Source organism: Rhodopirellula sp. UH5 (assembly GCF_056839225.1).
The window spans coordinates 5778728-5799512 of the sequence record NZ_CM166390.1; the positions used below are offsets into that span (position 1 = coordinate 5778728).

18 protein-coding genes are annotated in these 20785 nt (G+C 59.4%); 2 read left to right on the forward strand and 16 right to left on the reverse strand.

All coding sequences use genetic code 11. The annotated features are described in order from the left end of the window. The first annotated feature begins 6 nt into the window (after positions 1-6). Together UH5x_RS20515 and UH5x_RS20520 are read left to right on the forward strand one after the other, a co-directional pair. Entirely contained in the window at positions 7-1302 is a 1296-nt protein-coding gene (locus tag UH5x_RS20515; protein ID WP_236696052.1) for a DUF58 domain-containing protein, read from the forward strand. Next, positions 1299-3560, forward strand: a complete 2262-nt coding sequence (locus tag UH5x_RS20520) for a transglutaminase TgpA family protein (RefSeq protein WP_482633517.1) — start codon at positions 1299-1301, stop codon at positions 3558-3560. The genes UH5x_RS20515 and UH5x_RS20520 overlap by 4 nt, the downstream gene beginning before the upstream one ends. On the opposite strand, the gene UH5x_RS20525 is transcribed toward UH5x_RS20520, so the two are convergent. From UH5x_RS20525 to UH5x_RS20600, 16 genes are all read right to left on the reverse strand, one after another. Beyond that, positions 3526-3927 (reverse strand): DUF971 domain-containing protein, encoded by a 402-nt coding sequence (locus tag UH5x_RS20525; RefSeq protein WP_047813279.1) that lies wholly within the window; start codon positions 3925-3927, stop codon positions 3526-3528. The two genes, UH5x_RS20520 and UH5x_RS20525, sit on opposite strands and share 35 nt — an antisense overlap. Beyond that, positions 3924-5939 (reverse strand): YjhG/YagF family D-xylonate dehydratase, encoded by a 2016-nt coding sequence (locus UH5x_RS20530; protein WP_482633518.1) that lies wholly within the window; start codon positions 5937-5939, stop codon positions 3924-3926. Before UH5x_RS20530 ends, UH5x_RS20525 begins: the two co-directional genes overlap by 4 nt. Beyond that, on the reverse strand, positions 5920-6594 hold the full coding sequence (locus UH5x_RS20535; RefSeq protein ID WP_047813328.1) for a zinc metallopeptidase: 675 nt from the start codon (positions 6592-6594) through the stop codon (positions 5920-5922). Before UH5x_RS20535 ends, UH5x_RS20530 begins: the two co-directional genes overlap by 20 nt. Positions 6595-6809: 215 nt before the next feature. Continuing rightward, positions 6810-7262 carry a DUF420 domain-containing protein gene (locus UH5x_RS20540; RefSeq protein WP_047813277.1) on the reverse strand — a complete coding sequence of 151 codons (453 nt, stop codon included), beginning with the start codon at positions 7260-7262 and terminating at the stop codon, positions 6810-6812. A gap of 3 nt (positions 7263-7265) precedes the next feature. Then, a complete protein-coding gene (locus tag UH5x_RS20545) occupies positions 7266-7961 on the reverse strand; it encodes an SCO family protein (RefSeq protein ID WP_047813276.1) in 696 nt (231 codons plus the stop codon). 127 nt (positions 7962-8088) lie between these two features. Continuing rightward, positions 8089-9279 carry a DUF2786 domain-containing protein gene (locus UH5x_RS20550; RefSeq protein ID WP_482633519.1) on the reverse strand — a complete coding sequence of 397 codons (1191 nt, stop codon included), beginning with the start codon at positions 9277-9279 and terminating at the stop codon, positions 8089-8091. A 70-nt stretch (positions 9280-9349) separates the two neighbouring features. Beyond that, entirely contained in the window at positions 9350-10261 is a 912-nt protein-coding gene (locus UH5x_RS20555) for an ABC transporter permease (protein ID WP_236696051.1), read from the reverse strand. After that, complete coding sequence (locus UH5x_RS20560; protein ID WP_482633520.1) at positions 10258-11232, reverse strand: ABC transporter ATP-binding protein; 975 nt, start codon at positions 11230-11232, stop codon at positions 10258-10260. Before UH5x_RS20560 ends, UH5x_RS20555 begins: the two co-directional genes overlap by 4 nt. A gap of 10 nt (positions 11233-11242) precedes the next feature. After that, a complete protein-coding gene (locus UH5x_RS20565; RefSeq protein ID WP_047813273.1) occupies positions 11243-12415 on the reverse strand; it encodes a protoheme IX farnesyltransferase in 1173 nt (390 codons plus the stop codon). A gap of 13 nt (positions 12416-12428) precedes the next feature. After that, positions 12429-13454: a COX15/CtaA family protein gene (locus UH5x_RS20570; protein WP_482636042.1), complete on the reverse strand. Its 1026-nt coding sequence runs from the start codon at positions 13452-13454 to the stop codon at positions 12429-12431. Positions 13455-13504: 50 nt separating this feature from the next. Then, entirely contained in the window at positions 13505-13681 is a 177-nt protein-coding gene (locus tag UH5x_RS20575; protein ID WP_053061070.1) for a hypothetical protein, read from the reverse strand. Continuing rightward, complete coding sequence (locus tag UH5x_RS20580; RefSeq protein WP_482633521.1) at positions 13678-15084, reverse strand: cytochrome c; 1407 nt, start codon at positions 15082-15084, stop codon at positions 13678-13680. The genes UH5x_RS20575 and UH5x_RS20580 overlap by 4 nt, the downstream gene beginning before the upstream one ends. Before the next feature lie 457 nt (positions 15085-15541). Next, on the reverse strand, positions 15542-16759 hold the full coding sequence (locus UH5x_RS20585) for a glycosyltransferase family 2 protein (protein WP_482633522.1): 1218 nt from the start codon (positions 16757-16759) through the stop codon (positions 15542-15544). Next, entirely contained in the window at positions 16756-17607 is an 852-nt protein-coding gene (locus tag UH5x_RS20590; RefSeq protein ID WP_047813270.1) for a lysophospholipid acyltransferase family protein, read from the reverse strand. The genes UH5x_RS20585 and UH5x_RS20590 overlap by 4 nt, the downstream gene beginning before the upstream one ends. Next, a complete protein-coding gene (locus UH5x_RS20595; protein WP_047813269.1) occupies positions 17604-19208 on the reverse strand; it encodes a phytoene desaturase family protein in 1605 nt (534 codons plus the stop codon). The genes UH5x_RS20590 and UH5x_RS20595 overlap by 4 nt, the downstream gene beginning before the upstream one ends. Positions 19209-19263: 55 nt before the next feature. Beyond that, positions 19264-20637 carry an aldehyde dehydrogenase family protein gene (locus UH5x_RS20600; RefSeq protein ID WP_482633523.1) on the reverse strand — a complete coding sequence of 458 codons (1374 nt, stop codon included), beginning with the start codon at positions 20635-20637 and terminating at the stop codon, positions 19264-19266. Positions 20638-20785 lie beyond the last annotated feature (148 nt).

Sequence of the window (20785 nt, forward strand, 5' to 3'; positions counted from 1 at the left end):
AGACGCATGGTTTTGAAAGCTCTGCGGTGGTTCAATCCCATCAGCTGGTGGCTGGCGCTGCGTCGGAGTTTGACGGGCGGTTCGGTGACCCTGTTGTTGATTGGGATCGTGTCGTTGAACATTGTTTGGGGCTATCCCTGGATGGGGATGTTCGCCAGTTGCTTCGCCATGTTCGTGGTCGGTTGGGGAATCAACCGGGTCATGTCGCCTCGTTTGAAAGCGACGTTGGATGTGCCCTTGGCGGTTCGAGCGGGGGAGGACTTCGTGGCACGTGTCTCCCTGATTCATCAAGGTCGATTGCCGGCGTTGAGTTTGTATGTCGGATTGGACCCAAACCGCCGCAAGAGCAGTCGCGGAGACCTTGAGATCACCGTGGATGCTTCTGCGAAGGAATGGATTCCCGAGATCGCTCCTGGTGAGACGGCAACGACGAACCAATCGTTGACCTTCCTGCGGCGAGGGGTTCATGTGATGCCGCCAGTCCGTGTGGAGTCGTTGTTTCCATTTCACTTGTTTCGATCAACACAATGGATCGACAGTGGGGAGTCGATGGTGATCACGCCTCGTCGACTGGATTGGGACAGCGACGTTTCGTGGCAAGTCATCCATGCCAGCCTTCGGGGGTTGGCCGTTGGTTTGTCGCAAGGTGATCACCAGCACTACGTGGGCAGTCGCGAGTACCGAGCTGGGATGCCGGTTCGGCGATGGGACTTTGCCTCTTGGGCGCGATTGGGAAAACCCATTTTGCGAGAGTTCAATTCGGCGGCGAAGCAGACGGTCACGGTCTTCATTGACACCACTCCAGGTGAAGCGGATGCCCGAGCCATTTCCGCTTCGCGTTGGCGGCGATTGTCCGCCGACGAAGACGTTTCGCTGGAGCGTTTGTTGTCGATTGCTTCGGCTGGTTTGGAAACCTTGGTGGGAGCCAACGTGCAGGTGCGTTTGGTCGTTCCCTGGCAGGCTCCTTCGGTGATTCAAAGTCAGGAACGCAACGGGAAATTGCGCTCGGTTTTGTGCGAAGGAGCATCCGACCCGACGCCGCTGTTGATGGCTTTGGCAGAAGCCGAGCCGGTTGATGAAGCAACGGCGCAAGAGGTTTTGCATGCGATGCCGCAGGCGGGCGGAACCTTCCACGGCGTCGTGTTTTCACGCCGAGCGAGTGATGACGTGGATCTTTCGGGGCTGCCGGATTTGATGTGGCTGAATATCAACTCGGAACCGCGAGAAGAATTTAGCAACGTCCCTGTTTTCAACCCCCCTGTTACCAACACCAATCGTCCGCCAACGGAGACTCTCGCATGACGTCGTTTGCACGGGAGGACGCGTTGGATTGGCGAGACTGGTTGGCGGATGACCGAGTCGTCTTGGGAGCGTTGACGTTTGGTTTGGCATCGTTCCTTGGCGGGACGTTTGCAACCACGCCGGCTTGCATCTTTGTCGCCGCGGTCAGCCTGATGGTGGTGGTGTTGGTTCGAATGCGGTGGCCGGAACCGAGTGTCGCACCGGTGAGCTGGAAAGTTCGTTTGGTCCGTGGTGCGGTGTTGTTTGCATCGCTGGTGGGTTCGGTCCTGATTGTCTTTGGTTGGCGTTTTTACCCTGCGCTGCAAGGCACGCCCAATGTGTTGTTGGTCGCGGTGGATTCGATTGGTCACGCCTCGTTGATGTTGCTTTGCGTGCTGTGGGTCCATTGGCCACGGGGTGGGCACATCATGATGTTGGTGTTGGGGATGCTGGCGGTTTTGATGTCGGTTGCTGGCGGTGGGTTGAGCTCCACCGTGACGGCGCAAACGGCATTGGGGCTGACGGTCTGCATTGGTTTTGTCCTGGCGACACGGGCAATGAGCTGCGCGTCATCGGAGCATCAGCAGGTCGTGGGACTTCGCTCGCAGTCCGGTGGGGCCAAACGAATCAGTGGGACGCTGTATCAGTTCATGGCATTGTTCGCCATTTTGGTCGTGGCGTCTGCAACGACTCATGCCACCATTTTGTTTTTGCCTGATGTGCAAGCCGGAGTGATGGCTCAGCTGAACGATCGATTGGATGCCAGTTCCAGCCAGGGTTGGGGCGGGACGGATCGCTATGTCAGCGGTTCGAGATTGGGCAACGTTCGAGAATCCATCCTGAGTGATCCATCGGCGATCGCGTTGAGTGCGTTCGCTGACACGGAGCCCGGGTATCTCCGTGGCAACGTTTACGATTCCTATAGCAGCGGGCGTTGGCGGACGTCTCGGAAATGGGTTTTTCAGTCGCCGCCCGGCAGTGGTGTTCGGCGTGTCGCTGAAGCTCGTTTTTTGCAACCTGAGGGAGTCGCAACCACGCTGCTGCAGGATCCCGATGACCACTTTCGCCAACGTTTTTCCATGCGGATCGGTGAGCTGGAAGAAGAAGTCGATTCGTCCATTGAACTGCTGAATTGGAATGGCGTCGCAGGCAACGACCTGGGCGGCGGGCAATTTGTCGGCGTCGTTGAGATTCATGGTGACCCGAGCAAGGGCCGCAAGGTTTTCTTGCCCGCCTCTTCGCGTTGGATCGAATTGGCAGGCGATGGGATTGGGATCACGCCACACGGGGTGTTGGGCTATGGCGTCGAAGTCCGTTGGCCTTGGGTGGTGGGAGTTCAAGAGCAACCGCCAGCCGAAACATTGAGTCCCGACGATCGCGATGTCATGGTTCGTGTGGAATCCGAAATCCGACCCGAGATTGAAAGTCTGACCCAGCGTTTGATGGTGGGTGCCAAGTCAGACGCGGAACGGGCTGAGCGAGCGACGCAATTCTTCCAAGAGAATTTCTCCTATTCACTCGACCCCGTGACGGTTCCAGACGGGCTGGACCCGCTGACGCACTTTCTTCGAAGCCGGCACATGGCGCACTGCGAATTGTTTGCCAGTGCCACGGCGTTGATGCTGCGGACGGTTGGCGTTCCGACGCGTTACGTGACGGGCTATGTGATGACGGAACTCAACGAGGCGGGTGACAGGTACTTGGCCCGCAATCGGGATGCCCATGCGTGGGTGGAGTACTACGACGACGAAGCTTCTCGGTGGTTGCCGGTCGAGTCCACCCCCGGACGGTCCTTCCTTTCCATGCGACGAAAGGAACTCGCGCTTGCCAGTGCAGGAGGTGCAGGGGGAGCGGAGCAAGCCGAAGACGTCGCGAGCAACTGGTTTGCGCCGATACTGCGATGGTGGGCATCGGTGCGAACCACGGACACCCTGGTGACGCTGTTTCGCTGGTTGCAGGTTCCCCTGCTGGTGTTCTTGGTGACACTGTTGTGGCGACGCAATCGGCACAAGGTCGATGATCAACGGAGCGTGCGTTTGGCGGCAGAACGCCGCCGGATGGACCGACGGGTGCGGCGGTTGGGATGGATTCGGCGGCCGAGCGAAACGCTTCATCGCTTTGCCTCGCGTCTGGAGGCGGAAACGACCGCCAGTTCCTCGCATGATGAATTGTTGGCGGCGGCGAATTGGTACCGGGATCACGCGGTCCAGTGCTATCGGGGCGAGGACCCCGTGACGCCGTCGCTCACTCGAAAGAACGTCTCAAGCGTTCAAATGTGAACAAGCCGGATGAGTGCCCATCGCTGAAGCCGATGTTGTAAGCATACGTACCCACGGGCCGCATCGATGCGATCGTGAGCGGGCGAGCTTCGGCCGCACTCAGGACAGGAAGTCCCATGAGCGGTGATTTCTTGCCACTGGTTGCCTCTGTGTTTTTGTCGACCAGCGTCACGGCTTGGTGGCCTCCGGTCTCACCGCGTTTTTCTCGGCAGGTCGCGCAGGGGCAAGCGTCGCGTAACTCGCGAGCGGTCCAGGATGTCGACTCACCATCGTTCCAGACGATGCGGATGCCACGTTCCCCTTCCCGCTCGATGGCGGTGGGGGCATAGGCAACCGGATCTTGGATGGGACGCTTGGGGGCATTCATTTCGCGTCGGCCTCTTGAAGGGACGTCTCGGAGTGCTTTGCCGCGAGTGCGGCTTGGCCTGCGCTGAGTGTTTCGATGATCTTGTCGACATCGTAAATGCATCCGCCCCAAGAGCCGCCGCCAACCTGTTGGAGCGCCGCCCACAGTCGCGTGTCATCCGGAATGTTTTTGTCGCGATCCAGTCCCTCTGCGATCGGACGTGTTCGCAAGGCTTCAACTGGATCGGCACCGTCGACGGTGGCGACCAAGTCGACTCGGCCGTCCAGGGTCTTGCGGTCGATGATGATCTCGACAGTGTCTCCATCCCGCACTCGCCCGATCGGCCCACCGGCAAGTGCTTCGGGGCCGACGTGTCCGACGCAGGCTCCCGTGCTGACGCCAGAGAAGCGGGCATCGGTGACAAGCGCGATGTGCTTTCCGAAGGACAGGTATTTCAGTGCGGACGTGATCTGATAGGTCTCTTCCATGCCACAACCGATTGGGCCACGGCCGATCAAGACGATCACGTCTCCGGCCTCAACCGATTGATCCGATTGACCTTTGACTGCGGCGATGGCGTCGCTTTCCGTCGTGAAGACGCGTGCTCGACCACGTTTGCGGTAAACGCCATCGTCATCGATCACGGACGGGTCAATCGAGGTGGCTTTGATGACGGAACCTTCCGGGCACAGGTTGCCAGAAGGAAAACAAACCGTGCTGGTCAATCCGCGTTCTTTGGCGATCGCTGGCGGCAGGATGACTTCGTCTGGATCCACTCCATCGGCGGCACGCAAACGTTCGCGACAAACTTGGCGACGCTCGGAGGTGTGCCACTGATCCAACAGCTCATTCCACGTCAAACCGGTCACGGTTCTCTCGTCGGCATTCCACAGCCCGGCTTCGCGAAGATGCCAGGCGACTTCGGGAACACCACCGGCCAAGAACAATTGCACCGTTGGATGGCCGACCGGTCCGTTGGGCAAGCAATCGACAAAACGCGGAACGGATTGGTTGATCCGGCGGAAGTCCTCCGCGGTCGGACGACGGCGTCCGGCAGCGGCAGCCACGGCGGGGATGTGTAGCAACAGGTTCGTGCTACCGCCCACGGCGGCGTGCATCAGCATCGCGTTTTCAAACGCTTTGTCAGTCAGCACATCATGGAGCGTCAATCCAGAGGCGTGCATCGCCGCGGCCGTGGCTGCCGCGTCACGAGCCAAGCGTGTCCAGATCGGTTGTCCGCTGGGAGCCAGTGCCGCGTGCGGAACGGTCATGCCGAGAGCTTCTGCGATCACTTGGCTGGTCGCGGCAGTGCCGAGGAATTGGCAGCCTCCGCCAGGTGTGCCGCAGGCTTTGCAACCGGCCACGGAGGCTTCTTCCAGTGTCATTTCACCGCGGCTGTAGCGAGCCCCAATGGTCTGAACTTTGCCCGCGTCTTCGCCCACGGTTGGCGGCAAGGTCACGCCTCCGGGAACCAGCACGTTGGCGAGGTGACCTGTCCCGGCAAGCGCCATCATCATGGCGGGCAAACCCTTGTCGCAGGTCGCGATTCCAATCACGCCTTTGCGTCTTGGCAGCGACCGGATCAAACGACGCATCACGATCGCGGCGTCGTTGCGATACGGCAACGAATCAAACATGCCGTGTGTGCCTTGTGTTCGGCCATCACACGGGTCGCTGACAAAGGCAGCAAAGGGGACTCCGCCGTCGCGTTCGATTTGTTCCGCGGCGGCTTGGCCCAGCAGGCCGACTTCCCAGTGCCCGGTGTGATAGCCAAGGGCTTGAGGGGTGCCGTCTGGGTTGCGCACCCCGCCTTGGGTGCTGAGGATCAAGTACTGATCGCCGAGGACGCGGCGGGGGTCGAATCCCATGCCGACACTTTGGGTCAGTCCAAACAGGTCACCGCTGGTCCAGGATCGCAGGATCTCATCGGAAAGCGGAAGTTTACCGTCGGGACCATCCGCCTTGGTTGCCAATGTTTCGGGGGCATCCAAGGCAGCAAAGTAGTCAGAAGGGTCAATCACTGCGTCGGCCACTGGTGAGAATCAGGAGGTAATATGCCAGCGTCATGATGGATTGCAATGTCGCGGCAACGTAAGTCAACGCGGCAGCGTTCAGAACCTTTGCGACATAGCGTTCTTCCTGCGCCGTGATCAAACCATACTCGACCAGGTGTTCTCGAGCACGGCTGGATGCATTGAATTCCACCGGCAAATTGACAACCTGAAAAAACACGACGGCCGAGAACAGAATCACGCCGATCCACATCAACGGTTGGAATGACATGATCGCACCGATGAACAACAACGTCGCACCGATTCCGCTGCCAAAATTGGCGGCAGGAACGGCGATGTTGCGAACCACCAATGGTGCGTAGTGCTGAGCGTCCTGGAACGCGTGCCCGGCTTCGTGGCACGCCACGCCGAGCGCAGCCATGGATCGGCCCGAGTAAACGTCCTCGCTGAGCCGCAAGACTTTGGCTCGCGGATCGTAGTGGTCCGATAATTTGCCCGCCACGCGTTCGATCCCGATCGATTGCAATCCGGCTCGGTCCAACATTCGGCGAGCTGCTTCGGCACCCGACATGCGCGCCGGCACTTTCGCCATCGCCGCAAACGACGATTTCACCTTCCACTGAGCGTACAAACCCAGCAAGAACGGAGGCAAAACAAACAGGAAGTAGATACCCATCGAAGGCAGGTTCCTTGAAAACATCGATAGCAAACGCAATCGGCTTGGGCTCTCTTGTCAGAAAGAGATGCTCCATCACCGAGAATCAGCCGTTCTGACAGGTAAAAACTCGCGTTTTCAAAGACAGAAGGCCAATTGGGCAGGCACTCGCTGCGCCACTCTCTTGTGTACGCAATTGCCGCACCAACGTTCGCGGCAATCTTTGTTTCAGATTGTCATGCGTACAGTTGGTAAAGCATCAAGTAAACCAGAACGCCGGTGACCGATACGTACATCCAAATCGGATACGCAAACCGCACCAGCTTCTTGTGAGCCACGATGCGGCCATTCTTGGCCAAGTAAATCGCTCGGAGGGCCAAAAAGGGCACGGCGATGGCCAGTAAAATGTGCGGGATCAGAATCGACAGGTACGTGTACCGAGCCGCATCGGGAGCGTCCGCTGGAAACCGCCGGTTGAACTCGCCCGTCGATTGATACAACGCGAATTTGTGGAACAGGTAGCACAGCAGAAACAGCATGCTGACGCCAAACGCGCGGAGCATCATTTGCTTGTGAATCTTCGCCCGTCCGTTCTTGATGTAGTACAGACCGAGGGCCAGAAAGATCGTGGCGATCAAATTCAAGGCCGCGTTGAGGTGCGGCAAATTGGCCGCCAGTGTATCCCACATGAATCAAGACTTCTTCGAGGAGGCTTCTTCCTGGAGCATGGATTCGATGCTCGCTTTCAATTCCTCCAGTTGACGTTTTTCAGGCCAGTTGTAGAAGCCCTCGATTTTTCCGTCGGCATCGACCAGCACAAAACGTTCGGTATGAAATTGTTTGTTGACTGGTTGCTGGAAAATTTCCGCCCCGATCCGGCGGATGTAATTCAGGTCGCCGGTCAAGAACAACCACTGGTCTGGATCGGCACCGAACCGCGCCGCGTACTCTTGAAGGACTTCCGGCGTGTCCGTTTCGGGATCAACCGAAATCGCGACGAAGCGAACGCCACGCCCCGCAAACTCGTCCTGCAGCTCCTTCAGTTTCTGGTTCTGAGAAACGCAAATGCTGGGGCAAGTGCTGAAAAAGAAACTGACGACATACGGTGCGCCCTTCAGGTCATCGGTGGAGACCATTTCACCACTGCGTTCGAGCAGTTCAAATTCACTGAGCCATGCGACGTCTTCCGGTGGTTTGGTGGGGGTGTCGTTGGCAATGTCTTCCGGCCGAAGGGTCGCGTTATCGACCACCGCGTTGTCGTTGCCATAAATCACCTCGCCCTCACCCGGCCCATCCGCTGGAGCGGCGGATCGGCGGAGCTGGCGTGCGAACAGCCCGAGAGCAATTCCGGCAACGAGAATCAGAGTGACGTGAGTGAAGATTTTCATGGCGAATTGCCCTGAGGGAGTGGTGGTTCTGGCGGACGCCCCAAGGGCGAAAAAGGTGTCAGGTACCTTTTTGGGGGAATAGGTGGTTTGTGATTGCCTAAGTTTCCAAAAAGGTACCTGACACCTTTTAGCTGTGGCCGAGGCGTTTGCGGCCGTTGACGGTGGAGAGGTCGTGTTTGGAACCGTGACGCTTTCCGCGGTTGGCGGCGTCGGGATCGTGTTGTTCGCGGCCGCTGCCTCGGGACATCACCAAGGCAATGCCGCATTCAAGTTTCAGCCAATCCACCGCGGCTTGTTGGACCGCCAGCGTTCGAGCGTGAATCAGCGCGGATTGGCTGAACGGTTGGTCTTCCGCCATGGTGTTTGGGGTTTGTGTCACCTGCTGGGGCATTCCGCGAACGTAGCCCTCGGCGTAGGAGGCTCCGCTGCCACGGGAATGCCCGCCGTATTGCAGGTGAGCCGCCGTCGCGATGGTGAGCAACAGCTCGCGAAACAGCAGGAGACAGTTTTGCACGTCATCGACCGGTCCGTAGAACCAAAACAGCGTTCGGTTTTGTTTGCGTCCGTAGTACCACTGCACCATCGGGAAGATTTCTTCCGTGACATAAGCGGCAAGCGATTTTTCCCATCCGCAGGCTCGTCGTCCGTTCACCGGGCAAGCCATCCGTGTGTATGAAACGCTCTCGATGTTGTCGTCTTCGGTGATGTCTTCGCGAGATAAATTGTGGCGCAACATCAGGCTCTGCATCATTCGCAGGGCGTTGCGTTTCTCGCCTTCCGTGCTGGCGTGATTGCTGGCCGTCGTGTCGAGAGCACGCAGGCGACGAAGGATCTTTTCGAACTCATTCTGAGTGAGAACCTGCTCGCTGTCCTGCTGCCGTTGAGGTCCAATCGCGGGCAAGGTCGATTCGGTTGGAGCACCCGCGTAGGTCCAGTGGTTCACAACGACGTAGTCGCCGTCGTCCATCGGGTTCCAGGTGTCATGGATCTGGTGATCGATGAGGCAACTGAAGTGGCCACCTCGCCGACTGTCGCGTTTTTCGAGGTGAACGATGACGACCCCGCGAGGCAAACTTTCAGCGTCGAAGGCTTGGTCGTCGCCGGAACGTCGATGCCACTGGTTGGCGCGAAGGTAGTCGTCCGCGATCGAGCTGCAGACGCCATTGCGAACGGTCTTGTTCGCAGACTTGCCCAGAGTCTGGTAGACATCGCGATAGTTGGTGCCAGTCGCAATCGCGATCGCTCGCGTCACGCAGTCGCCCGCGAGGCCAACGAATCCTGCGGAAGATCGTCCGCCGTCATTCCAGATGAATTCCATTGCTTTGTCGCGAAAGCGTGAACAAGTGTGGCAATTGTTGGTGACTCACCATCGAGGCAACGCCGATGGTTCAAACCATCGTATCTGCCTTGCGGCTGCCTCGCATCAACCGCCATGCGATGAGCACAACCGCAATGGTGGCAACCACCGTGACCGTCCAGCAAGTTGTGGAGGACGGCGCGAAGCCTGCCGAGGAAAGGTCCAAGGTTGGGTTCAGCAGTCGACGTAGTTCCAGCATGGAGTAGCTGAGTGGATTGAGTTGCATGATGCCCGCGAGCAGCCAGCCACCCCAGTCGCCCATCGTTGCCGCACCCGTTTCGACCACCGGTCCCGAGAGGCTCCAGGCGGGGATGGGAAAGAACGTTCCAGCCAACAACCACATCGGCATCAAGCCCAGCATCATGATCGCATGAAAGCCTTGGGTGCTTTCCATTGGCCAGGCCACGATCATTCCCAGGGCGCACATCGCGATGGCAATGATGGCCAACAGCAGCAACAGCAACGGGAACGTCCAGGCAATCGAAGCCGCACCGACCACGTACACCAGCAGCAGGAAGATCAACGCTTGAGCCCAGGCGATCGCGGCACCGCCGAGCACCTTGCCCACCAAGACTGGGAAGCGTCCGGCAGGCGAGACCAACACCGATTGCATGAAGCCTTCGCGACGGTCTTCGATCACCGAAATGGTTGCAAAGATGGCGGTGAACAGGACGATCAAGCCGATGGTGCCCGGCAAGAAAAACTGGGAAAAACTCTCACCGCCAGCGGATTCAAAGGAGCCTCGCAGGCCGGTTCCAAACAGCAACCAGAACAGCAACGGTTGCACGATCGCGGCCGTCACGCGGTTGCGTTGGCGAAAGAACCGAGTCCATTCGCGGCGGGCGAGCATCCACGCGGCGCCCATCCGTGCGGACGTGGTCATGCCCGAGGTCGTGAGACCCGGATTGGCGGAAGCATCGTTTTTCATCGCAGCAGCACTCATTGGAATTCTTTTCCCGTTCGAGCGACAAAGACATCTTCCAAGTTGGGCCGCCCGATGCTGATCGATTGGACGCCGCTGCCGAGCACCGCGGAAACTTTGGCGACGATCTCCGGGGCATCGCATGGCATGCGAAGGGTTTCGCCAACGATTTGAGTTTCCAGGTTCAGTTCGCGTTGCAAGATCGCTTTGGCGGAAGCCAAGTCATCGGGCACGATCGTCAGCACGCCGCCACCCAGGTCGGCTCGCAAGCGTGAGGGAGCGTCGTCGGCGATTTTCTTGCCTTGGTCCAGCAAAATCACGCGGTTGGCTTTGGCGGCTTCTTCCATCAAGTGAGTCGTCAGCAGCACGGCCACGCCGTCACTTGCGAGTTGTTGCAACGCATCCCACAGCGACAGGCGAGCCCCCGGGTCGAGTCCTGTGCTGGGTTCGTCCAGCAGCATGATTCGCGGTTGATGGAGCAAGCCTTTGGCGAGTTCGACGCGACGTTTCAGTCCGCCGGAAAGTGTTTGGCAAAGATCGCGACGTCGGTCGGTCAGTGAGAACTGTTCCAACAGAGCATCGCAGCGGCGGGTGAGTTCCCGTCCCGACAAACCGTACAACGCACCCTGGCAGCGGAGGTTTTCGTCCACCGTCAGTTTGATGTCCAAGCTGGGGGACTGGAAAATGATTCCAAGCCGGCTGCGAACGGCGTCGACGTGTTCGGAGATGTTCAGCCCATCGAGGGTCACGCTACCGCGTTGGATTGGCAACAGTGTGCTGAGGACGCGAAACAGCGTGGTTTTGCCGCTGCCGTTTTTGCCGAGTACCGCGACGATCTCGCCAGCACGCACAGAGAGGTCGATTCCGTCGACCGCCACGTGGTCGCCGTAGCGATGGTGGAGGTCGCGAATGTCGCAGAGGACATCACCCAAGGAGGACGCGGACTCGTTCGTCGCGTCAGCGGGGTTCGTTGCAGTCGAGGTCGTAGTCATGAATGATTTTTTACAGTGAAGCTCGAAGAGTCATCACCAGCAGCACGGCGGGCAGAACAACCAGTGACCAGCGAAGCATTTTGCGAGCGGTCGTGTCATTGGGGTTCGCACGAAAGTTCAAAGAAGCTCGCAACAGCGGCCACGAGGCGGCCAGGATCAGGACCGTTGCGAGAACGCTGGCGGCCGATGCCACCCATTGGCCGTTGGGAAACCAAGCCAGAACCACGCCGCAGATCGCCAACGCCACGCTGCCGAGAATGCTCTGCCAAGCCGCGTGTCGTCCGGTGGGTTCGACTGTTGTGGTCATGCAAAAACCCGCTTTGGCGTACTGAATTCGGTACAGCCAAGCGATTGCCATGAAGTGGGGGTACTGCCAGCATGCCAGCACACCAAACAACATCCAGCCAGGCAGTTCCGTCAGTGTTCCACCGGCGGCGGTGTAGCCGATGAACACAGGAAGAGCACCGGCGATCGCACCGACCGTGGTGTTCCAAGCGGTTCGGGTTTTCATCGGGGTGTAGACCAACACGTAGAGCAACCAAGTCGCGATGCCGACACTGGCGGGAATCGGGCCGCTGCCCAGCCACAGGATGGCTCCTCCGGCAATTCCACTGGCGGCGGTCAAGCCAAATGCAACGGCATAACTCATCCGTCCACCGGGGACCGGACGATTGGCGGTCCGTGGCATGTTGCGATCGATTTGGCACTCCCAAACTTGGTTGGCCGCGCCTGCACTGCCAGCGATCAGAGCGGTTCCGATCATCAGCCAAAACCAATCGACCAAGGTCAGCGTCGCGCTGCCAGCGATCAACGCCGAGGCGACGGTGGTGACCAGGATCATCGTGACGATGCGGGGTTTGGTCAGCTCGATCACATCGGCGAAGACACCTCGGTCGGCGCGTGTGGCCGCAGCGGGGCTTGCGTCCGATGGTGCGTCGGAAGCTTGCGATTTTGGAGTGGCTTCTGGCACGGGAATTTCATCATTCAACGTGCTGGCTCGATCGGTCGAGGGACGCGGGCGGGAAACAGGTTTCATCCGCGACGAAGGTTCCAGCACGGCAGTCGATCCGCTCGCCGCCGAGCGGGTGCGAGGGAGCGAACCCGAGTTCTGGAGAGACCCATCATCGAGGGACAAACCACTTCCGGCGACAATCTCGAGCGTTTCGCGGCAATCAGATGCCATGATCGTTCCGGGTTCAGGATGAGACAGAGAAGGATAATACGCGTCGGCGGCGGTACAACCGAACCAACAGCAGTGACGAAACGGCCAAGATCAGCGATCCCGTCGCAACGTGACCCGTTACGATCCAGGCGTCCAGGACGTTCTTGCTGTGCAGCAGGTACGAGCCAGACGCTGAAAGTGGAGCCAGCATCTGTGGGTAGCCGTAGTTGACAATCCAAGTCGCCACCCCCAAGCCGATTTGCACGGCCACAAAGCATATCAAGGCACCCGCCGGACGCGACAGCGTCAAATCGCCGCAGCGCCGCATTCGCCAGTACGCCAGAGCCGTCATCAGCCACAAGACGAAGGCAATCGTGATGTGCGTCTTGACGATGTGGGCAAATCCGACCGGGCTGAAACCGGGCAAGGCATGCCGCATCATCGCTCCCAAAACCAACTGCATGTAAGCCAAAACCAACAACGCGATCGGCCAAAACGCGGTCGGGGTTTGCGGGGAAGTGCCCTCGGCGGACTTACGCACCGAAGCGGCCAGCCAGTTCCGGCCGGTCACGCAGGCCGCGATCACACACAGCACAAAAAACGCGGGGCCGACGCATCCATGGATCATCGCCAGCGTCCGTGCACTCAGCGTCACACGCAAGCCGCCTAAAACGCCCTGCCCAATCACGGCGGCAAGCACCAGCACCGACAAACCAATTGCCCAGCGACGTTTTTCAGCCAGGAAGGAAGAGATGACCAGCCCGATTGCGATGAAGCCAACCAGGGCGGCCAGCAATCGGTGGCCGTGTTCGATGAACAAATCGAACGGCCCCAGCAACCAAGTCGAGATCGGATACAGAAGCAGGTTGTACCCGTACGTTCCCGGCCAATCCGGAACCGACATGCCCGCGTCGTAGGTCGTCACCAACCCCCCGACCCAGATCAGCGGCCAGGTCAAGCAGACCATCACGCGAGTCAGCCGGTGAGGCCATGGGGGAACGGATTGCGAGCCGTCCTCCTTCGGTGCATCGCTGGTGTTCGCGTCCGCGGGGCGTTCCATTTCGGATTCGGGGCCGGATTCGGATGCGTTTTGGGTGTCAGCAGCTTGGTTCATTGCTGCCCTCGTCGATCAAAAATCTGTTCTCCGGCAATCCCGCCAATCACGCATCCACCCGCTCCAAACATGGCTCCGGGAACAATTCCGGACATGCCGAACAGGAACATGGCACCGATTCCCAACGCCAAACCCACGATCGCGCCAACGGTTCGATAATTGTCGCGACTCATAAGGAGACACCTGTTTCTACGGCAGCGGAGGGATTTTCGTCGTCCACCACACGCACGGACGGTTTGGGCGTGGGCTGGACCAGCGACTGAACGTAATGAACCAAGTCCCAAACGTCTCCAGGGGTTAGTCCTGTTGCGCCCGTGGCTGACTCGCTGAGTTCGATTCCCGGCATCGGCGTTCCTGCGATTCCGTGCTGAATCCGGCGGAAAAGGGTCTCAGGATCGTCGCCGCCTCGCAACACCCCACCAGCCAGTCGGCGGGGCTCGATGATTCGCGGTGGCAGTGCGCCGGCTTTGCGGAAAGGTTTGACCGCGTCGGCATCCGTGGGCGTGATCCCAATCCGAGTCGTGAATTCCTTGGTCCAGTCATCCAGGTCATTCAGCGGCAACCCGCCCTGCCCCGCCGGACCGTGGCACCCCGCGCAGTTGGCAACTTGGCCACTGAACAGCTTGGCACCGCGAGCGATCGAGGCGTGCAGTTCATCGGCGGCATGGGGGATTTGTTCTGGTGGCACGGGAGACGCCTGCGGCTGAACCCATTCGCTGGCCACCGCCTGCAGGATTTCCTCGACCGCCAATTCGCCTTCGGTCGGTTCCACGGCCGTCGATTCAGGTTGATTGCCCTCGTCAGGTGCCTGGGGCTTCGCATCACGGCTGGACTGTGTCAAATCGGTAAAAACGATCTCCCCTGCCTCGTTTCTTCCCGGATTGGCTTGTTCCGTGACCGTCACTCGCAAACGCAGGTCATCGGTCGGCGGTGTGTCTTCGTAGCCAAGGTCATCGATCGCCAGAGCCAGCAGTTGACGCTCGACTTCGCCGCGAATCGAGAGATAAATCAGGTAGTCGATCAGCGCTTCGCGGTCGCTTGGCGTCACGGTCATGAACGAAGGCATGGGAGTGCCTGGGATCCCGTTTACCAGCAATCGCCGCAGATCATCGCGAGTCGGCTTGGCATCCCGCTGCGTTGATTTCCACTTGAACACACCGACCCGGAAATCTCGGGGGTAAGGCCACTGGTACATCGATGCAGGACCGGTGCCGCTGCCAGAAATGCCGTGGCAGATCACGCAGTGCTCGGTGTACAGCCCGCGGTGCACGTTCTCAGCGTCGCTTTCGACGGACCCGGAGGCTTGTTGAAGCCGTTCCAGCGAAACCAATGCACGTTGGTCGGCGGTCAGTCGATCGGCCGGCCAGGCGGGTTCTGCGGGGGTTCCGAACAGTTCGGCCAGCACCAATTCGACATCCGCCAATGCCGCTTCGGTAGGCAGATCCCGTGAACGTTCGAGCGCCATCGCATGAACACGATTGGATTCAAACTCCATCTCGCTGTCATTGCAGCCAACCGCGACAGGAAGGCAGCACGCAGCGGCCAGCAACCAAAGACGTGAATGAGGCCTAAACAACGAAGAAATCCTTGCACTTGAAAACAAAGCGAACCCCCAAATCGGAACACATTTGCTCCAGGGAGCCAACCGGATAAAAAGACGCAGGAAAACGGGGTGCGGCAATCCGCCCGCTCGCCAAGAATCTGAAAAGACTCGATCCAATGTCTCACCAAGACCACCCATCACAACCCGACGCGTGAGCGAGGGACTCCCCAAAATCCCACGACGGCCCCATCCGGGGCGAAACCCAGACGCCAGCCACCATTTGTTTTTCGCGCGTCCCGAGCGGCTTGTCGAGTCAGGGGGGGGTGACCGAGACCTCGGGTTGAAAACCCGAGGCTGACAACTGTCACCGCTCCGCGGTTGTTAGCTCACCCCGACACGCACAACCAGTCGCGGAGCGACGGCAGCCGAAAGCCTTGGGTTTTCAACCCAAGGTCATCTTCGGTGGGAAGCAGCGTGCGTCAGCCCAGCGTTAGCCCAGGCGGCCGCGCCAGGTGACTTGTCGGCCTCGGAGGTGATTCCAGAATGCCCACCACTGGATCAGCAGGAAACTGACGATCGCAATCGGGTGCAGGATCGCTCCCGTGACGCTCTGCCCCAGCCGGATCGCCCCGGTCATTCGAGGCACGTAGCTCACCAAAATCGCGATCGTGCTGACCAGGATCCCGATCACCACCGACGTCGAAACCGGCAAGCCTTCAACGATCAGGCTGGACCGCTTTGCCAAGGCAATGACCAACGTGATCCACGGCAACAGATTGGCTCCGCCCAACAAAATCGTGAACGGAATCAACAACCGAGAATTCGCGATGCCTTCGTCTGCGTTCTTGAGCAGCCCCTGCACCACCTCCCCCGCCGACGTGTACATCCGGCAAACCGCCCACTGCGACCCGTCCACGCAGTCCGTCAGCATCCCGTTTTCTCGATAGGCCTTGGGTAGTTTCAGCCCATCATGGCGACTCGATCGAATTGCAGCATGAGTCCCCGCGGCCTGGTAGGCGGCCTGGGTTGTGAAGAACAGTTGCCCACATCCGGACGCGTACGCCGGGTGCGTGCTGCCTCGCATCCGCGCGAACGGCAGATACGAAAGCAAGATGAAGTGCATCATCGGGATCAAGAGTTTCTCGGCCAGTGTGCCGGTTTCCTGCCGAGGGAAAGCACTGAGCAAACCCATTTTGCCGCCATCGTGTTCAACCGCGAAACGTCGGCAAAGATCGATCAGGGCGGTCGGTTCCAGTCGCACGTCGGCGTCCAGGAACAACAGGTGTTCGCATTCGGCATGCTGAGCCAGTCGGTAACAGGCATGTTGCTTGCCATTCCAGCCTTCGGGAAGTTCGATGCCTTCGAGCAACTTTACTCGCGAGTCTCGCTGTGCGATTTCGCGAACGATCGTTCCGGTTTGATCGGTGGAGCCGTCGTCCAGTACAATGGCCTCCAGGTCGACCTGCACGGATCGCAACACGGATTCGATACAAGCCGCGATCGAGCTCTCTTCGTTTCTGGCTGGGATCAACACCGACACGCGAGGAGGATCGGTGACGCCCGGTTCAGATGCGTCGACGTGATCGGATCGTTTGCCGTCCATGAACAGTGGCAAATTGGAAACGAACATGCCCGCCGCCAGCGCCGCCAGAACCAACGAGACAAACGGCAGGACCGCGATGAGGAACCATTCCATCCAAGCGATCATTGAAACTGGTCCCCGTGACTGGCTTGGAATGATTGGCCGGTCATCCACGATTTCAATCGCCTAGCCGTGTCATACATACCGGAAGCTCCGCGTTTGCCTGGCAGTAGATTTTGAAACGGTTCGCTCGATCGCTGGATGCACAATTCCGCCAATCGCGATTGACTGGTCCGAAGACGCCGCGTGAGCTCGGCCGACCAATGAGATTTGTCCCAGTCACTCACGGTGGGGATTGAGATGACATCGCCGAAGCGGAACAAGACCAGCGGTAAACGCTCGTCCCAAAACACATATTCCATCGCCAGCGGCAGGACCCAGCCGCGGTCCAGTTTCGAACACACGTGAGCCAGGCCGGGCATCAATTCCGCCTCGTGATCGCGAACGTCTGCGAAGCGTCCTTCGGGGGTGACCCACAACGCACTGTGTTCACGCTGGAACAAGGCCGCGGTGGTCTTGAGGAATTGGGCGGCGCCTCGATTCGAATCCGATTGCACGCCGAAGAAGCCCAGCTTTTCGAAAACCTTGTATTGCTGGAGTGCCTCTGCATCGATCGGTGCATAGAACTGTCGCGGCGCGAGCAGCCGTTCGTTGATCGCGTGAGCCAGCAATGGATCCCACCACGAGGCGTGATTGCTGTAGACGATCAGCGGAAGGCTGCCGTCCTGCAGCGGTGAGGCCTGGGCGTGTTCTGGGTTTGCTTCGGCCAACGAATGAAACTGCGTCTGCAATTCCGTTTCACGTGCGAACGCGATCGCGTGGAAGTTGCGACGAAGGTAGGAGTGCAGGAACCGATGAAATCCGTTTTGAAACCAATCCGCCGGTTTCGCAATGACGTCGGAGGCTGCCGTCACGCGAATTTTCCGTTGGTCACGTCTTGGTCCAGCGAATCCGCTGCGATCCAGCCGCTCATCAAGACCATCGGCATGCCAGGGCCGGGGTGAGCCGCCCCGCCGGCCAGGTACAAACCACGGAGGTCCTTGCGACGGTTGCCAGGTTTGAAGGCGCCGGTGAACTTGCCGTGGCTGGCCAAACCATAGATCGCGCCGTTGAGAACGCGGTAACGATTGTGGATGCCCTCCGGTGTCAGTGAATCTTCGGTCACAATCGCATCGCGAATGCCTTCCATCCCAGCGGTTCGTTCCAGTTTGTCCAGAATCACGTCACGGTAGTTCGGCAGCATGGCTTTCCAGTCATGACCGGGCCGCAGGTAAGGCGTGTGCACCAAGATATAGAGGGCTTCACAGCCATCGGGTGCCACTTCGGGTTCGCTGATCGTGGGAGCACAGACGTACGCGGTTGGATCGGGCGCTGGTTGGCCTTTTTTGTAGATGTAGTCGAACTCTTCTTCCGGATCTTTGGAGAACACGAAGTTGTGGTGCAGCAGTTGTTCGTAGCGGCGGTTCAGTCCCAGGTACAGCACCACGCCACTGCAGGCCGCTTCGTAGTGATTGGACTTTTCGAACTTGGTCGACTCCGGTGTACCGCTGAGCAATTCGCGGTAGGTTCGAATCGCGTCGCAGTTGCTGACCACGGCATCGCAGGCAATCGTTTCGCCGCCCGCTGTGGTCACGCCGCTGACCGATCCGCCTCCGGTTTCGATCCGCAGGATGTCGGTTCCGGTTCGGATGTCAACGCCGAGTTCGCCAGCGAGTTTTGACAATGCCTCGGGAACCGCTCGCGTGCCGCCGATCGGGTACCAAATGCCTTCTTCGGTTTGCATGTGAGCGATGCTGCACAAGACGGCAGGCGACGCGTAGGGCGACGAGCCAACGTACTGGGTGAAGTGATCCATCATTTGCGACACACGATGTTCAGGGACGTGTGAGCGGACGATCGAAGCGACGCTGCGACCCATCTTGAGTGACAGGACATCTTTCAACACGGCGGCGGAAAACGCACCCCCGACTTCCATGGTGTCGGCCAACCCACCGATCGATCGCCAAAAGAAGAATCGATCCGAGACACCGTGAAGTTGCTTGCTTCGCTCGATGAATGATTCGTAACCTTGGCCGGTTGCGTCGCCCCCGGTGAAGTCACGCAGGTGACGTTTCATCTGTTCGACGTCAGCGACCAAGTCCAGCACCGTGTTCTCTTGGGTGCCTGATTGGGGTGTGCCTTCGAAGAAGCATCGCCACTGCGGATCCAAGGCGATGAGATCGAGGTAGTCCTCCATCTTTCGCCCGGCTTCGGTGAAGACCCGACGCAAGACACTCGGCAGCGTCAGGATCGTCGGCCCCATGTCGAATCGGTAGCCTTCGGTTTGATGCACGGCCGCTTTGCCGCCGACCCAATCGTTTTTGTCGCAAAGCGTGACCTTGTGACCGCGGGCGGCCAACACGCAGGCAGATGACAATCCGGCCAATCCACCGCCAACCACCACGACATGTTGTGGATTGGATGTTTTCTCAGCCGGGGCGTAGGGTTCATTTGCGGCGGAATGGGGGGCGATCATCGGGGGCTTTCGATCCGTGGGGAAACGTTCCGGGCAAATGCGGGTGCGTCATGCACTACTTTTTTAATGCACGCCACTGAGCGGCGGCAGTGGTGACTCGCCGGAGGGCTGCGATTCGCCGCGTCCATCCGGTGCTGTGCGACCACTGCAGTACGCCGGACAACAATTCCGCATCGGCATCGTTTCGAGGTGACAAGTGCATCGCGACGCGGCCGCGTCGGGTGGCAATGACTCGAGGCGTGGTCATCGCGAGCAATCCTTCTGGGCCTCGCGTCACGCCGAAGCCACTTTGGCCGCGACCACCAAAGGGCAAGCGGGGGTCGGCCGTGGGTGCGACCAAGTCATTGATCGTCACCACGCCGACATCCAGTTGTTTCGCGATGGATTCAGCTTGGGAAGTCGGGCCGAACACGGAGGCGGCCAGACGATACGGGCATGCATTGACCATCTGGACCGCGTGCTCGGGCAGCTTGACCGGGATGATCGAGATGACGGGCGCGAACACGTCACTTTGCAAAATGGCATGACTCTCGGGGACGTTTTCAAGCACCACGGCGTGCATCTTGCCGGTGGTGCGAAGGGTGGCAGAATCGTACCGGCCCAGGCTGTCCTTGGCACCTTTTCGGAGAACATCGTCCAGCAAGTCGGCGGTGCTGGTCCGCGCCGCGGGATGAAGGGTGACTTCGTTGGTCTTTCGCAATCGATCGATCAGTCGTTCTGGCAAGGCGGCGGTGGATGGATCGGTTTGGATCATCAGTCGCCTCGGGCCGATGCAAGTTGCACCGCTGTTGAACAGCAGACCAAACGTGACTGCCTCGACTGCGCGGTTGAGGTCGGCCTGAGGCAGCACGATCGCCGCATCCACCCCGGACAATTCCATGATCGAAGGGGTCAGGTTCTCGGCCGATTGGTGCAGGACTTTTCGGCCGGTTTCGACGGATCCGGTCAAGACGACCAAGTCGACGCCTGAGGCTTGGGCCTCGATCGCCGCCTCGGTGGTTGAATTCAGCAACGTGATCGCATGTTCCGGTACGCCCGCGGCATAAAAAGCGGCGATCAATTCGGCGGACACGGCTTCGGTCCCGGCGGCGGGTTTGAGGCAAACTTCATTCCCCGCGGCGAGGGCCTGTGCCATTTGAACGCCAGGCAACAGCAGCGGGTAGTTCCAGGTTCCGAGGATCAGGACTCGCCCCAGGGGGACTCGTTGGACGACGCTGCGGACGCCCCACATCCACATTGGACGCCCGATCCATCCAACTTTTCGGGGTGCCAGCGTCTTCTTCCCATGCTTGCCGATCCACCGCAATGCCTCGCACAAGGGGAGCAATTCCGACGCCACCGTTTCTGCATCGTCGGTCCGTTGTTTGCTCCGGCTGAAGTGTGTCAACTGATCGACTCGCGAAGCGATTTCGTCGCGTGCACGACTCACAATTTGACAGCGTTGGCGAATCGACCACGTAGCCCACTTTGCACCGCCGTGATAACCTATCGGCACCTCACCGGGGCGGTTTGGCGTCGCGTTTTTGGGCGTGGCGACCTGGGGTACGTTGTTCAAAACAATCTTGCAAAGCGTTGGA